This is a genomic window from Acidicapsa borealis (assembly GCF_059115245.1).
In genome coordinates this window covers 3,827,896-3,842,460 of sequence record NZ_JCACNY010000001.1, presented here as the reverse complement: position 1 = coordinate 3,842,460, position 14,565 = coordinate 3,827,896, and the positions used below count along the sequence as shown (strand labels likewise).

11 protein-coding genes are annotated in these 14,565 nt (G+C 56.9%); 9 read left to right on the top strand and 2 right to left on the bottom strand.

Annotated elements, in window-relative coordinates; all coding sequences use genetic code 11:
- Positions 1-76: 76 nt before the first annotated feature.
- A complete protein-coding gene (locus AC5S27_RS15705; protein ID WP_493935514.1) occupies positions 77-1,537 on the bottom strand; it encodes a hypothetical protein in 1,461 nt (486 codons plus the stop codon).
- A gap of 142 nt (positions 1,538-1,679) precedes the next feature.
- Between AC5S27_RS15705 and AC5S27_RS15700 the strand changes: the two genes are divergently transcribed.
- The 9 genes from AC5S27_RS15700 to AC5S27_RS15660 all read left to right on the top strand — a co-directional run bounded on the left by AC5S27_RS15700 (position 1,680) and on the right by AC5S27_RS15660 (position 13,562).
- Positions 1,680-5,294 carry a choice-of-anchor tandem repeat GloVer-containing protein gene (locus AC5S27_RS15700; protein WP_493935513.1) on the top strand — a complete coding sequence of 1,205 codons (3,615 nt, stop codon included), beginning with the start codon at positions 1,680-1,682 and terminating at the stop codon, positions 5,292-5,294.
- A gap of 676 nt (positions 5,295-5,970) precedes the next feature.
- Positions 5,971-6,723, top strand: a complete 753-nt coding sequence (locus AC5S27_RS15695; RefSeq protein ID WP_493935512.1) for a bacteriorhodopsin-like — start codon at positions 5,971-5,973, stop codon at positions 6,721-6,723.
- Between the two features lie 113 nt (positions 6,724-6,836).
- Positions 6,837-7,715, top strand: a complete 879-nt coding sequence (locus AC5S27_RS15690; RefSeq protein ID WP_493935511.1) for a polyprenyl synthetase family protein — start codon at positions 6,837-6,839, stop codon at positions 7,713-7,715.
- Complete coding sequence (gene crtI, locus AC5S27_RS15685; protein ID WP_493935510.1) at positions 7,716-9,194, top strand: phytoene desaturase family protein; 1,479 nt, start codon at positions 7,716-7,718, stop codon at positions 9,192-9,194. It abuts the gene before it with no gap.
- A complete protein-coding gene (locus AC5S27_RS15680) occupies positions 9,191-10,108 on the top strand; it encodes a phytoene/squalene synthase family protein (RefSeq protein WP_493935509.1) in 918 nt (305 codons plus the stop codon). Before crtI ends, AC5S27_RS15680 begins: the two co-directional genes overlap by 4 nt.
- The gene (locus AC5S27_RS15675) at positions 10,039-11,262 is read left to right on the top strand and encodes a lycopene cyclase family protein (protein ID WP_493935508.1); all 1,224 of its coding nucleotides are present in this window, start codon (positions 10,039-10,041) and stop codon (positions 11,260-11,262) included. Before AC5S27_RS15680 ends, AC5S27_RS15675 begins: the two co-directional genes overlap by 70 nt.
- Positions 11,259-12,143 (top strand): Brp/Blh family beta-carotene 15,15'-dioxygenase, encoded by an 885-nt coding sequence (locus tag AC5S27_RS15670; RefSeq protein WP_493935507.1) that lies wholly within the window; start codon positions 11,259-11,261, stop codon positions 12,141-12,143. Before AC5S27_RS15675 ends, AC5S27_RS15670 begins: the two co-directional genes overlap by 4 nt.
- A gap of 127 nt (positions 12,144-12,270) precedes the next feature.
- Complete coding sequence (locus tag AC5S27_RS15665) at positions 12,271-12,525, top strand: hypothetical protein (protein ID WP_493935506.1); 255 nt, start codon at positions 12,271-12,273, stop codon at positions 12,523-12,525.
- A gap of 92 nt (positions 12,526-12,617) precedes the next feature.
- A complete protein-coding gene (locus AC5S27_RS15660; protein ID WP_493935505.1) occupies positions 12,618-13,562 on the top strand; it encodes a cupin in 945 nt (314 codons plus the stop codon).
- Here AC5S27_RS15660 and AC5S27_RS15655 read toward each other — a convergent pair.
- On the bottom strand, positions 13,559-14,563 hold the full coding sequence (locus AC5S27_RS15655; protein ID WP_493935504.1) for an ROK family protein: 1,005 nt from the start codon (positions 14,561-14,563) through the stop codon (positions 13,559-13,561). The two genes, AC5S27_RS15660 and AC5S27_RS15655, sit on opposite strands and share 4 nt — an antisense overlap.
- Between the last annotated feature and the right edge of the window lie 2 nt (positions 14,564-14,565).

The window sequence follows — 14,565 nt, the reverse complement described above, 5'->3', positions numbered from 1 at the left end:
TCTACTTGTTGTAATTTTGGGTCCATAGCTCGCATGCCCGTCCTCGCTTATCAGAATTGCATGGTCGGGGACAACACTATTGGTCGATGGAGGGAGGATCGGGATAGTTGAGCCGGTCGATCAATCGCTGATATTGAGGGTTGCTTGCCATCGTTCGCAAATCTGGGTTGGTAAGAATCGCAGGCAAGCCGCTGAGGTGATGATCGAAGTCGTACTGAAGCACTTGCAATGCTTCCCCTTGTCTTCCTAAGCGCACACAGACCTCGGCTAGACTCGCGCCCGGAAGCTGCCCGGCCAAGTACTCTGTCTTTCTGGTAAGGTACAGGGCATCGAGCAGGCCGCGTTCACCGCTCTTTTCAAACCCTGCGCGCGCAGTGGCGGTGTTTTTTTTCAGGACAGGATCGTGCATGAGATCGGCGGTCTTCTCGCTTTCGATCAGAAAGTCAGGGTAGTCCCGACGAAGCCAGTACATCGCGGCTAGATAACGGTGCGGAGCAGGGAAGTCTGGTTCGGCACGTTCTACCTGGTGCGCCAGGTCAAGGCCGGCTTGCTGTTGTCCGGTTTCGAAAAGCCAGATGCTCTTGTTGGTAAGAATCACTGCGGAGGAGGGGTCGAGCTCCTGGGCGAGCGCGAATTCCCGGCTGGTGACTGCGTACCAAGAGGGTGCCTTGAAGGCAGTGGCGTACCAGAGGTGCGTCAGCGGATCGCGCGGATTGAGCTCAATGGCGCGACGGAATTCCTGGTCGGCGGAGCGAAAATCCAATCTTCCCCAAACCTCAGCGAAAGCCAGAGAGCGATGGGCTTCAGCCAGGGAGTCATCCAGCTCAACCGCCTTGGTTGCGGCTGCGATCGCGCGGGTGTATGCCCCGGACTCAGGCATGAGAGCGTATTCGCGCAGGAGGATGTAGGTATCGGCGAGGCCGGCATAAGTGCGAGCACTGGTGGGATCATGGACGATGGATTGGTTGAAGTCGTCCAGTGCCCGGTTCAGACTCTCCGGCGTGCGCTTGTTCCATTCGAAGCGGCCTCTTAGGTAGAGATCGCTGGCAATCACTTTTTCTGCTTCAGATACCTGGACCGAGCTTGCGTGGGCGGCATGATGCCGAGTCACGTAAAGCCGAAAGGCGATCAGCAGCGCCAGCCCTGCCAAAAGGAATACTCCCGCAAAGACGAGCCTTCCTGCCGGGCGCAAAGGTCTCGCTGGCGCAGACTGAGAAAGGGTCGACGTTGCGATATCTTCAGGCGAAAGAAGCTCAAGAAGGGGATCAGCTGTCTGGATTTCATTCTGGGTTTCTGAGCGGTCGATCTCTGCGGCCCGGGTGGACTTGAGCCATTCGTCGAGCTCGGGCTTAAAAGCATGAACGGCGGCTCGCCCTCCGCCTGGAATGCGATGGATCGGAAGACTCCGATCGGACTCCCAACGCTTGACTGTCCGCTCACCCCGAGCAAGGTAGGCTGCAATTTCTTTCCAACCATTGAGTCGTGGCTCGGGGCTGAAAGCTTCCAGTCGAGCGCGGTCTGTGGCTGGTTTAGGCATGGTCCTGGCCTGTTTTCAGCATCGTGGCATGAAATGACCCAATCCGGCCCGAAAGGACATTTGCACCGGGGAGAGAGTTGCCTGATTATCGCACTTGTCTAAGTCCGCTTCAACACAGGAAACAAGGCCTGGAGGCCTCGCCATGCCTTTTGCTCGCACTCGCTCATCGGCAGTCATCATTGCTTTTCGTTATTTAACAATATGGATCTCAGGACTGTTGTTCGCGATTGGGACGAGCTTGGTGGCGCAGGCGCCGGTAGCGACCCAAAAGACGATCGCCATCGGGACAGATCTTTACAGCGGGTTACTGCTGGCCAGCGACGGGAACTTCTACACCAAAAACCAGGGTGTAGCTACCGAGGGTTGCGCAGACAATCAGAACAACAATTGCTCGACCATTTATAAGGTATCGCCGAACGGGACGACGACCGTCTTTCATCAATTTCAAGAAACGTCGACGCTGAACAACGTGGATGGTCTTCAGCCTACGTCACTGATTCAAGGCAGCGACGGGAACTTCTACGGGACATGCGCAGGCGGAGGGTCGCTGGGGTACGGGACGATTTTCAAGATTGCTCCCGACGGGACGTTCCACCTGCTCTACGACTTCCCTGGGACGCCCGGATCGGCGACGAGCAATCCAATGCCCACCGTCGGAGACTCGCCGATGGCCTTGGTCGAGGGCACGGATGGAAGTCTTTACGGCGTTGCAAGGGATGGCTATCCTCCTGCGCCCGCCGGCGATTTTGGGCCGGGATTGTTTTTTCGTATCGAGAAGGATGGATCGGGATTCACCCAGGTGCATATTTTTTCTCTCTTCACGGCACACGTTTTTGAAGGGGGCGGGCCGTCCTCGCTCATGCAGGCAGACGACGGCAATTTCTACCTAACCATGGGGTATGGGCAATTGAGCGACGGTACTGCTATCCCCGGCGCTATCGATCGCGTCACTCCCGATGGTGCTGTTACGGTGATCGCCAACTTTGCCAGCGACGGCAGCCAGGGCAGTGGGCCCATGGGTCCGTTGGTGGAAGGAAGCGACGGAACCCTATACGGAGTCAGCAACGGATCCTTGCCAGACGGAAAGGGCTACGTTTTCAAAATGTCTCAGTCGGGGGTGCTGCAAACCATTTACCACTTCACCGGCGGAGATGCGGGCTTGCTGCCGCATGGACCCCTCTTTTTGGGCAGTGACGGCAATCTTTACGGAGACACGGCAGATGGAGGCGACACGACCAATCCCAACTGCCTTCCTCCCTATGGTTGCGGGCTCTTCTTCCAAATGACAACTTCGGGAGGGTTTACTGACCTGCACAACTTTGAAGGCGGCATCGCAACCTCAACCTCGGTGACGGCAAACCCGAAGGTGGACGGAGCCACGCCAACAGCGCATATTGTTCAGGGGCCGGATGGTATCTTTTACGGTGCTACAGCAGGCAACAACAACTCAGCCACGGTATTCAGTCTCTCGTTGACGAAAGCGATCCCGTCGCCGATCCAGCTGTCGGTCTCGCCTACGACTGTCGACTATGGAAAGCCGGTGACGATCTCGTGGACGGTTGCGAGTGCCTTCTCTCAGACGGCCCAGCTCTGTTTTGGCGGTGTGCAGGGCAATTATGCCGATGTGGCCGACAGCGAGGGGACATGGGTCGGAATCCAGAAGGGTAAGCTTTCCAACGGGGTGTACAAAGGCAGCGCCACGGTAACGCCGTCGAAGGGCGGGACATATACCTACGGGCTTACGTGCGGTGGTGGGAGCGTGAGCGGATTTGCAAAGCTGGTGGTCAACGGCATTGAGGCTCTCAAGATTGTTACAACCGCCATCCCCGGTGCGAGTGTCAGTCAGGATTATCAGGCCATCTTCTCAGCGCAGGGTGGAGTTTCGCCCTACAGCTGGGCGCTTGCCGGCGATTTGCCCAAAGGGCTCAGCTTTGCCAACGGCGTTCTGAGCGGAAAGCCGCTTCAATTTGGTACCTTTCCGATCGCGATCGGCGTACAGGATAGCCAGACCGTTCCAGATAAGGCGTCGGCCTCCTACGAGCTGGTTGTACAAAGCAGCTTGAAGCTGCCGGTGAATCTGCTGCCTGCCGACTATCAGAAGCCCTATACGGGAACGATCACCGCTTCCGGTGGAGTGCAGCCGTACACCTACTCCATTGCCTCGGGGGAGCTACCAAAGGGGCTCACACTCAACGCGACTACCGGTGTGATCAGCGGTACGGTGAACTCAAGTTACGGCGATTCCCCACTTACCTTCCAGGTAACGGACGCGGAAGACCCGAAGGCGCAGGTGCAAACCGCGTTTACTTTCAAAACCACGCCTCCTGACCTGCAGATAACCAACAAAGGAGCCTTGCCAGAGGCGACGCGAGGAACACCGTATTCCTACACATTCCAGGCAAAGGGTGGAACTCCGCCGTATACCTGGTCTCTAGGGCCCACTGACTCCTTCTACTATTTACCTCCCGGGTTGTCTATCTCCTCTTCAGGACAACTCACCGGGACCCCAATGGAGTGGAGTGGTGGTCCGGGTACGCACTATTCCTTTGAAATCAAGGTTACGGATTCTGGAGATCCTAAGGTTTCGGTACAAGGTCTGGCAACGCTGGAGGTTTTGTCCGATCTCAAGGTCACGGTGGACAACCTTCCCGTTGCCAAGGTTGGCCAGTTCTATCAAGTCGTTCTGACTGCCACTGGGGGAGTTCCACCCTATCAATGGTCGGCGGCCAGCCAGCCACCCCCGGACATATTAGGTCTCTATATATACACGCCAACCGATGCCCAACCAACCTGGCGCATCGGAGGTCTGTTGACTCTGGCGACGACCGCAACCGTGACACTTCAAGTGCAGGACAGCGAGAAAAAAGTGGCGTCGGATAACGTGACGCTCCCGCTGGTCATTCTGCCGGAAAATCTGGCTTCGACAACGACGCTCGCGGCCTCGTCAACATCGGCGGGAACGAAGGAGAACGTGACGTTCACCGCAACGGTTTCGGGAGGACAGGGCTCGACGCCGAGCGGCACGGTTACTTTCTACAATGCGGGCGCCAGCATCGGGAATGTGCCGCTCGATAAGACCGGGAAAGCTGCACTGACCACATCGTTTGCCGAGGCTGGCGTCTATATGGTCACGGCGGTTTACAGCGGCGATTCCACGTATGTCTCCAGCACTTCAGCAGCGGTGACAGAGATCGTGGTGACGCCGGGGGTCTCGGCAGCCGTCAATCCTGACAATCTGACGATTCAGCCCGGAGCTTCGGGGCGATTGACGATCACGCTCACTCCGAAGGGAGATTACACAGGCACGGTGCAGTTCTCCTGTGGTACTTTGCCCGCTCACGTCTCCTGCACGTTTGCGCCGCCGAGTTTGACGATCGCTGCTGGTAGTGGGCCGGTCACGGACACGCTGACGATAAGTACAGACGCTCCGCGGACGCAAGCGATGGCGGCCGCAGGGAACGGCGGGGGGCCGACTGCGCTCCTTGTTGCCGGAACGCTTTGGCTGCCCAGCCTTGCTCTTCCCGGTGCACTGGCGGTGCTCTTTCGGGTAGTACTGAGAAGACGAAGATTGCCTTCTCAGGCTCCTCTACGCAGTTTGGGGGTCTTTGCGATTCTCGGTTTGATTGCCTGTGGACTTCTCAGCAGTTGTAGTGGATCGAGCAACAATGCGAAAGCGGGTACATATACGATTCCCATTTCGGTGTCGGTAGGTGGTGAAGCTACACAGAGCATCAGCGTTTCTGTTGTCGTCAAATAGTGATCTCGTTGCAATGACATTTGAAGAACAGATGCACCAAGCCGTGCGATGAAGAGAGTGGGCAGCCAAACGACCTTGCCCCGGTCAAGTTGCCAGGGGCCGGAGAAGACCTTCCGGCTTGTCCGGCGTCTTGTAAACTTCCGCCCCTCGAAGACGGCGGATGTGCGCTTGCGCGGACCAAGGCGCGTGGACTTACATGTGTGCGATTCAGAGCTTGAGGCACACCGCGGGTACCAGCAGAGAGACGACTACTATGTTCGCGTCCTCACCCTCAAAGAGCCGCCAATCGATACACGGCCTTTGTAACTGAACGGTCTACTCGACATTCGAGCCAATTTTCATATGTTGTCGGAGTGGCATTCCGTCGATGGAGCGAAAACCGGCAACGACTGCATCATTCTTGCATTACTCATACACAAAGGCCACTGGTTCAATTTGGGGCGTCCGTTCGTAGCCCACCTTCCAAAACGTTTGGCGATCCGTCAATCCCAGCGGACAAGCGAACCTTTGGTCGGGTACGCATACGCTTCGAAAAGTGCTCTTGCGTTAGGGAAATAAATATCGAGTATTTGTTCATCAGGCTGTTGACCGCCAAGACAATGCAATGTTGATGCGCGTAAGGTTGGGCTCTGACTGAGTGGCTCATTTACGAAGCCCCAGCTTATGAGGAGTCTCCATGGAGCAAATTTCTTTCGGGCAGTACAGTCTCGTCTACAACTCTTTTTCGTTCGTCCTCGCGGCGATGGGAGCAGCGACGGTCTTTCTGTTTCTCAACCGCTCACAGGTAGCGCCGAAGTACAAAGCGGCAATCACAATCTCCGGGCTCGTCACGATGATCGCGCTGTACCACTACTACCGAATCTTCAACAGCTGGGATGCCGCCTACTCCGTCCTGAACGGTGTGGTTACTTCAACTGGTCACCCGTTCAACGACGCTTATCGGTATGTCGATTGGCTTCTGACTGTTCCGCTCCTCGTCACCGAGCTTATCCTCGTCATGCGCCTGCCTGGCAATGAAGGGCCGAAGAAAGCTGCTCGTCTGGCGTTCCTCGCCGCCGTCATGGTGATCCTTGGATACCCCGGTGAAATCTCTACCGTAGCCTCGACGCGCTGGCTGTGGTGGTGCCTCTCAATGATCCCGTTCCTGATCATCCAGTTTGAACTTTTCGTTGGGCTTAAGGCTTCGATCGCAGCTCAGCCGGCGAGTGTCCGAGGTCTGGTAAGCTCTGCACGATACATCACCGTAGTTACCTGGTTGTTCTACCCGATCGTATTCACGCTGCCTATGTTGGGTCTTTCCGGCGGCGGCGCCATTGTTGGCGTTCAGGTCGGTTACAGCATTGCGGACGTGCTTGCGAAGGCAGCTTTCGGCATCTTCATCTACAGCATTGCGGTAAAGAAGTCGGAGTATGAGCTAGCAGCAGCCTAAAGTCTCGATGGGGGACGCAGCTTCATGCTGCGTCCCTCTTCGATACTCTCAAAAATTTCATTTGAATCCGATCTGCTTAATAAGTCTTTTTCAAACAATCGCAGGACAAAGACATGATGACAATCGATCTGCGAGCTGTTGATGACCTCATACTGCAACTCTGCTCCCCGCATCCCGCGGAATGTACTTCTCTTGACATTGCGATCATGTCTCACATGCGCGCTGGTGGTGGAAGGCTGCGTGCGTCGATCTGTCTCGATGCTTCGGTGCGCATTGGGGTGGATGCAGCCGATGCCATTCGGCTCGCAGCGATCTGTGAGCTTCTTCATAATGCCTCTCTGGTTCAGGACGACATGCTGGACAGGAGCACTCTACGACGCGGTTCCCCCAGTGTTTGGTGTGAATACTCGCCCACGATTGCCGTCTGCGCCGGGGATCTGATGCTGTCTGCCGCCTACGGCGCTGTACAGGGTCTTTCCTGTCAGTCGGATCGAGGCTCTCTCACATCGCTGATCCACCAGCGGGTGTGTGAGGTGATCCGCGGACAGGTCGTGGAACAGCAGGCGATGCAATACAACGAGAATGCACAAGCCGAATATGAGAGCCGAGCGCGCGGCAAGTCTGCATCACTCTTGAGCCTGGCTCTGGAGATGCCTTTGTTATACAAAGGCCGCACAGACTTGCTCGCCGTGACACACGAGCTCGTCAGCAACTTCGCAACAGCCTATCAGATTGCCGACGATCTACTGGATGAGGAAGCCGATGCCTCCGAGGGGCTGTTGAATATCGTGCTTGTGATTGAGAGGGCAAGGAACGTCGGTCGGGACTTCGCACGGGCTCAGGCTGCAAAGCGAGGTCTCGCACTCCTCGCCCAAGCGGTTCAGGGCGCGGCACAACTACCATTGAACTGCGCCGATCTGCTGATTCGCCACGCGAAGACGCTGCAGACTGCCCTGGAAGGGCATTGCATGACTTCCGTTGGGACATCTTAGATGAGTTCACAGAAGCTCGCTGTCGTCATCGGCGCCGGATTTGGCGGATTGGCTGCAGCGATAAGAGCAAGAGCGAAAGGCTATTCGGTACTGGTGATCGATCGCTGCCCGCAACCTGGCGGCAGGGCACAAGTGTTTGAACGCGAAGGGTACCGTCACGATGCCGGTCCGACGGTGATCACTGCGCCGCTGCTGCTCGAAGAGCTATTTACGCTACACGGCCGCTCTCTGAGCGATTACCTGACGCTGGTCGATCTCCGGCCCTGGTACAGGTTTCGTTTCCCCGATGGAACCTATTTTGATTACGGCGGTTCGGTCGAAGACACGCTTACTGAGATTCGCAGGATCTCTCCGACCGACTGTGAGGGGTATCTGGCACTCGTCGAGGAATCCAAACGCATCTTCGCCATCGGGTTTGAGCAGTTGGCCGACAGGCCTTTCCATGACCTCCGAACCATGCTTGCGTTGATGCCGCAACTCATCTCCCTCGGCGGCTACCGATCCGTCTGGACTCTTGTCACCAAGTACATTCGGCACCCGTGGCTGCGGCGGGCGTTCTCCGTATCGCCTCTGCTCGTGGGTGGCAATCCCTTTGATACAACCTGCATTTACTCGCTCATTCACTATCTCGAGCGTAAGTGGGGCATCCAGTTTGCGATGGGTGGTACGGGAGCTCTGGTGGCGGCCCTGGTGCGGCTGGCCGATGAAGTTGGGATTGAGTTCCGCATGAATACGACCGTCGATAAGATCCTCGTGCGCAATGGGCGGGCGGAAGCTGTCCGGCTCGAAGGCGGCGAAATCCTTCAAGCGGATGTTGTCATCTCTGATGCCGACCCGTGTCACCTCTATGGCCACATGATCGAACCGGCGCCGCTCATTCCAAAGCTAAAGCTAGCCGTCGCACAATTCTCGATGGGTCTGTTCGTACTCTACTTTGGAACCACTCGCAAGTACGAAGACGTAGCGCACCACACGATCTGGTTCGGTGACAGCTATAGAGAACTGCTGAGAGATATCTTTCACCGGCAGAAGTTAGGCAAGGACTTCTCGCTTTACGTTCATCGGCCTACTGCTACCGATGCAAGCTTTGCCCCAGAAGGTTGCGACTCCTTCTATGTGCTTGCCCCCGTTCCCACGCTAAAAGCAGGCATCGACTGGCTCAGCACGGCACAGGGGTATGGAGATTGCATCGTCAAAGCGCTGAGTGAAACGATGCTACCTGAGCTCGAGCGACATATCACGGCGCGGTTTCACATGACACCGCTCGATTTTCAAGAGCGATACCTGAGTGCCCATGGTGCAGGCTTTTCGGTTGCGCCGATCTTGAGACAATCCGCGTGGTTCAGGTTCCATAACAAGTCGGAAGGTATACGTGATCTTTACCTGGTTGGCGCAGGTACTCATCCAGGTGCCGGCTTACCCGGCGTGTTGAGCAGCGCGAAAGTGGTGGATCATCTGCTCCCCGAGGCCAAGGCATGACGGCACGATTGAAGATTGGTCGAGACGCTCACAGCATGCGCAGGAACGGCAAGTCCTTCTGGCTTGCCAGCCTCATTCTGCCGCGCGATGTCGCTGCCAATGCTGGGCGACTGTATAGATTTTGCCGGGCCATGGATGATCTGGCGGACGAAAGTACACCGGCTTCGGGTTTGGATGCGCTCTCGTCGATGGTGCGCGATCTTCAGGCAGCTTCATCGGATGATCCGGTTGTTGCGGACTTTTTGGATATGGCGGCGAAATATCAGCTTCCGCTCGAACCCGCCATCTATTTGGTGGAAACGCTTCTGTGGGATGCGCATGGAGTCGTCGCCATTGAGACCGAGGAGCAGTTGCTGCGTTATTGTTTCGGCGCCGCAGGAACCGTCGGCATGCTCATGTGTCCTCTACTCCATTGCAGAAGGGGGGAAGCCACAGAGTACGCCGTGCATCTTGGCATAGCCATGCAACTGACGAACATTGCACGGGACGTGCTTGAGGACGCGGGCAATGGACGCCGCTATCTCCCGGCAGAGTGGGGATGCGCTTATACCCCCGCCGAAATTGCGACCGCCAAGGATGCCGCAACGATTGCCAATATCGCAAATAGCCTCGACCGCATTCTACGGATCGCGGATGCCTATTATGCGAGCGCTGCCGACGGATTCACCATGATTCCGCAGGCATCGCGAGGTGCGATTCGCGTCGCGGCTGCAGTGTACCGGGAGATCGGCCAAAGGCTGCGTGCCCGCGGAATGCAATGGAAACAAGGCCGTACCGTTGTGCCCATCCAGCGGCGGATTGCAATTGCCGTTCGCGTTTGGATGGGGGGCCGGAGTGTGGAGGGGTGCTCGAATCTGCGGCCAGCCCTCATCTCACTGGATCGGCCGGCTTCGCTGACGAGGATGACAACGTGAAGGATGAATACGAGGAGTTCGATCTGGTGATACTCGGCGCGGGTTGCGCTGGATTGAGTCTGGCGGCGCGCCTGGCGGCGGCAGGCTCCGCGCTGCGTGTCGCCCTCGTTGAAGCGCGCGATCGTTATACCGAAGACCGGACCTGGTGCGGCTGGCGTCTTCAACCGCACTTTTTTGAAGACTGTAGAGTTGCTGAGTGGAAGCAGTGGCAGTTATCCAGGGCCGGGCAAATCCTCGGGCTCAGCAGCGAGTTGTATCCATACGAGATGCTAAGTGCGCAGATGGTTTACGACAAGGCTTTGCGCACGATTGGGGGGAGCCGCTCGACTGTATTGATGCTCGGTGTTCAAGCAACAGAGCTTCGAGAGGGCGCAGACAGCGTCGTGATCGAACTCGCCAACAGGGAACGTCTGGAGACGCGTTGGGTCGTGGATACGAGGCCTAGCCTCGCCGCGATCAGGCATCCCTGGCTCTGGCAGAGCTTTGTTGGAATCGTCGCCCAGTTGAGAGGCCCGGAGACTGCCTTTGAACGAAGCGTGCCAATGCTTATGGACTTCCAATCGAATACACCTGGGCTCATCGACTTCATGTATATCCTACCCTTGGGTGATCGAAGCTATCTCTTCGAGTACACCCGGTTTTCGAAAGAAAAGGCGATCCCATTCGATTTAGAGAGCCGATTGCGTGCATGGCTCGCAGGGCATGTTGGGAATGGCTGGCAAGAGGTACGTCGCGAATCAGGAGACCTACCCATGGCCAAGGTAGAACCGCCCAGGACTAGGCGTATTGTTCACGCCGGCGCAAGAGGAGGATCCATGCGCATCGCGACCGGTTACGCTTTTCATAACATCCAGCGATGGGCAGACGAATGCACTGCCGAGCTGCTTGAGCACGGCGGGCCCCTAAGTCCGCGTAAGAACACGTTCCTCGATTGGATGGACGAGCTTTTCCTGCGCGTCCTGCAACGACCGGATGTGGTGGCTGAGCAAGTGATGTGGAGTCTGTTTGCGGAATCAGAACCCGACGCACTGGTGCGCTTCCTCAGTGGACAACCAAAGGTCGCGGACTACTGGCCGGTCGTGCGTGGACTGCCCTGGAGCAAATTCGTCGGAACCGCCGCCGGCAATCTCTTACCGCTGAATAGTGCCCGATGAAGAACGCGACGCGCAGCTTCAGCAACGCATTCCTGATCGTCACACCACTGTTGTCGTTGGCCGTGATTCTGGGCCTGCATCCAGATCCAAGGGCGGGACTTTTGGCTCTCGTACTGACGGTAATTGTCCTCGGCCTACCTCACGGAGCACTCGACCCACTTGTCGCACAATCCATATTTCCCGGGTCGAAGAAAGCGAAATTTTATGTGCTCTATCTTTCCGCTTCAGCTTTGGTAGTTCTCGCTTGGATCGCTTGGCCGAAAGTGACATTGGGTTGCTTCCTCCTAATCGCGGCTTTTCACTTTGGTAGCGATCTGGGAAACGAGAGTCATGTGTGGCTTCGAATGTGTTACGGCTTTACGATTGTCACTTTGCCCTGCCTCCTACATGGACGTGATGTTGCGACCATCTATGGAATGCTTGCTCTTCAGTCCACTGACGACTACGTCGCACTCTCACACTGGATTTCATATTTTGCCGGTGCCGCTACTTTGATTAGCGTGAGTTCGAAGATGCAGTCGGAGCCGCGCAGAGCCTCGGAAGTTGCCGTGATTCTTCTCGCGGGAATCTGTCTTCCGCCGCTCTTGTTCTTCACTTGCTACTTCGGGCTATTACACAGTCCGCGGCATTTGATTGAGACTGCCCGCTCACTTGGACTGAAAACATTACAGCGCTTATTTACAACGACCTCCCCGATCGTCGTCTCGACTCTATTCCTCGCAGCCATCGGCTGGTGGGTACTCTCCCGATACTCTGTGCAACAGCGAATGCTTATGACTGTATTCGTCGGATTGGCAGCATTGACAGTACCTCACATGTTGCTGGAAGCTTGCGCTCAGTCCAGGAGAAACCATGATGCTGCCGTCGAGTTGTCTCGGTAGTAAGACCATTTCTAGAAATCGGTCTGCGGCAACCTCTTCGCGCTCGATGGAATCTGTACCCATGGAAACGTGCATCTCTCTTGCCAAAGGGCGTAAGTGAGTTGGAGGGGATCCAGGTGGCTTGCACGTGGGCTCTCTCAAGGCCGATGGTGACATGGGCGCATCCGTGCAAATGCTGCCGCCAGAAACTGGCGGGCCGCTCGGCAGCATAGATCGAGTAGTCGTCTATCTCGCACCAGATGCGTTGGGGCGGAAGTACGTCGTCGGCTACGACCAGGATCAAGCGTTGCTCGTCCGGGTTGCAGATGCCGGAAGTTTTTCCGTGCTGTGTAACTGTTTCATGGGGCATCGTGTGAGCCTGAAGAATTCAGAATTATTCTGAGGATCTGGAATACATTGTGACGGCTAGCGGAGATACTAAGTCAAGGTTGAGCTGCTTCCGAGCGGCAATTAGGAAATTCAGGAGGGTATCTGATGGCTACTTCTACGGCAGCACCTCTGATTTCGGCGTCCACTCTGACACAAGATGTTCAGATATTTGAGTACAGCAAGGCGGCGAATCCGATCGAGTCGGGTGCAACGCCCAGCATTCCGATCAAGGGTTTTTCGGCGGACCTCTATGCAAGCGGGGAGAGCCGGTTTATTCCGTTGGATCTGAGCAAGGAACTGCGTACGCCGTATCCCGCTACGGGTCCTAGTCTGCTGGCGAACTTTGTCAGGATCCAAGCCGGGGAAAAGCTGACGAGCGCGCCGATCGCCAGCAGTGAATTCTTCTACGTGATCGCTGGCAGCGGGCGTACGGAGACGGCGGATGGATCGATTGTCTGGAAAACCGGTGACTTTGTTGTACTGCCCGGGCTTGAGGTGATTCATTACGCGGATAGCGATTCGGCGTTTTACCTGGTGAACGATTCTCCTTTGTTTGCCTACCTTGGAGCGCAAAAGGGAGCACCTCGATTCTCGCCAACGGTTTACACACGCGAAGCGGTGATGGCGGAGTTGGAAGCGGCCAAGAACGATCCCCTGGCGGCCACGCGCAGCCGGGTTAGCGTGCTGCTGGCGAACAAGAACTTTGAGCAGACCATGACGATCACACACACGCTTTGGACCATGTTTGGCGTTGTTGCCCCTGGAACCCGGCAGTTGCCGCATCGGCATCAGTCGGTTGCCCTCGATTTCGTGGTGGATGCCGAGCCGGGCGCTTACACGCTGCTGGGGCTGGAGCTAAACTCTGACGGAACGATTAAGGATCCTGTGCGGGTGGATTGGGTGAAGGGTGAAGCGTTCGTGACGCCTCCGGGCTACTGGCATGAGCATGTGAACGCGTCCGGCGCGGAAGCTTATGTGATGCCTATCCAGGACGCCGGCCTGCACACCTACCTGCGGACTCTGGATATTCAGTTCTTCGAAGAAGACTAACTGGTGGCTGTCCGGGTTGAGGAGACCAAGACTGAGTGACTGGATTCGACGCTGTCGGCGGGGACAGCGTCGAAGACGAGGGCTCCAGCTCCTACTAATCCCGAATTGTCGCCGAGAGCAGCCCTTACGATTGGGACCTCGCTGAAGCCGTTCATGGCAGCCTGCTGTACTTTGCTTTGGATCACAGGATGCAGGACTTCGAAATTGGAGGCCATGCCGCCGCCGACAATCACTACCTCTGGGCTATAGAGGTGAAGCAGGTTGGTGATGCCGAGGCCGAGGAATTCGGCTACTTCGGAGACAAGTTCCAAGGCGAGAGGATCACCCTGAGCGGCGGCTGCGAAGACGTCTCTTGCTTCGATCAACGAACTGCTTTCACTGAGCACACCTTGCTCGTGTTGAGCGGCGCGCTCGCGGGCTCTCCTGATGAAAGCTGTTCCGGAGGCATACGCTTCCCAGCAGCCTTGATTGCCGCATGCGCAGCGTTCTCCGTTGTGAATGATCGTCATGTGGCCAACCTCTCCAGCCATGCCCAGTCGGCCACGGAGGAGGCGATTGTCGGCGACGATCCCGCCACCGATGCCAGTGCTGATGGTGATGTAGACCAGGTTCTTGAGGCCTGTGCCAGCGCCGAAACGCCACTCACCAAGAGCGGCGGCTGTGCCGTCGTTCTCAATCCAGACGGGCAGGTGCAGCGATGCTTCGAGACGCTCGCGGAGGCGAATGTTCTGAAAGCCGCGAATGCTCGGCATAGAGATAGCGATGCCTTCCAGGGTGTTGAGTGGTCCTGGTGCAGACAAGCCGACGCCCGCCAGGCGGCGAGAGTCGATGCCGTCGGTCATTGCCAGGGCGGCGTCACTCAATTGCTGGATCACGACCTCGGGGCCTTCGCTGGCCGCCGTCAAGACTGAGATGCGCTTAAGCACCTGTCCCCGTCGGTTGACCAGGGCCGCTCTTAGCTGTGTGCCGCCAAGGTCGAGAGCGATTGCGAAGCTGTCCATGC

What these genes read in the sequence shown, in the direction of transcription:
- AC5S27_RS15705 (WP_493935514.1), bottom strand. Translation starts at nt 1,537, where the DNA reads ATGCCTAAACCAGCCACAGACCGCGCTCGACTGGAAGCTTTCAGCCCC.
- AC5S27_RS15700 (WP_493935513.1), top strand. Translation starts at nt 1,680, where the DNA reads ATGCCTTTTGCTCGCACTCGCTCATCGGCAGTCATCATTGCTTTTCGT.
- AC5S27_RS15695 (WP_493935512.1), top strand. Translation starts at nt 5,971, where the DNA reads ATGGAGCAAATTTCTTTCGGGCAGTACAGTCTCGTCTACAACTCTTTT.
- AC5S27_RS15690 (WP_493935511.1), top strand. Translation starts at nt 6,837, where the DNA reads ATGATGACAATCGATCTGCGAGCTGTTGATGACCTCATACTGCAACTC.
- crtI (WP_493935510.1), top strand. Translation starts at nt 7,716, where the DNA reads ATGAGTTCACAGAAGCTCGCTGTCGTCATCGGCGCCGGATTTGGCGGA.
- AC5S27_RS15680 (WP_493935509.1), top strand. Translation starts at nt 9,191, where the DNA reads ATGACGGCACGATTGAAGATTGGTCGAGACGCTCACAGCATGCGCAGG.
- AC5S27_RS15670 (WP_493935507.1), top strand. Translation starts at nt 11,259, where the DNA reads ATGAAGAACGCGACGCGCAGCTTCAGCAACGCATTCCTGATCGTCACA.
- AC5S27_RS15660 (WP_493935505.1), top strand. Translation starts at nt 12,618, where the DNA reads ATGGCTACTTCTACGGCAGCACCTCTGATTTCGGCGTCCACTCTGACA.
- AC5S27_RS15655 (WP_493935504.1), bottom strand. Translation starts at nt 14,563, where the DNA reads ATGGACAGCTTCGCAATCGCTCTCGACCTTGGCGGCACACAGCTAAGA.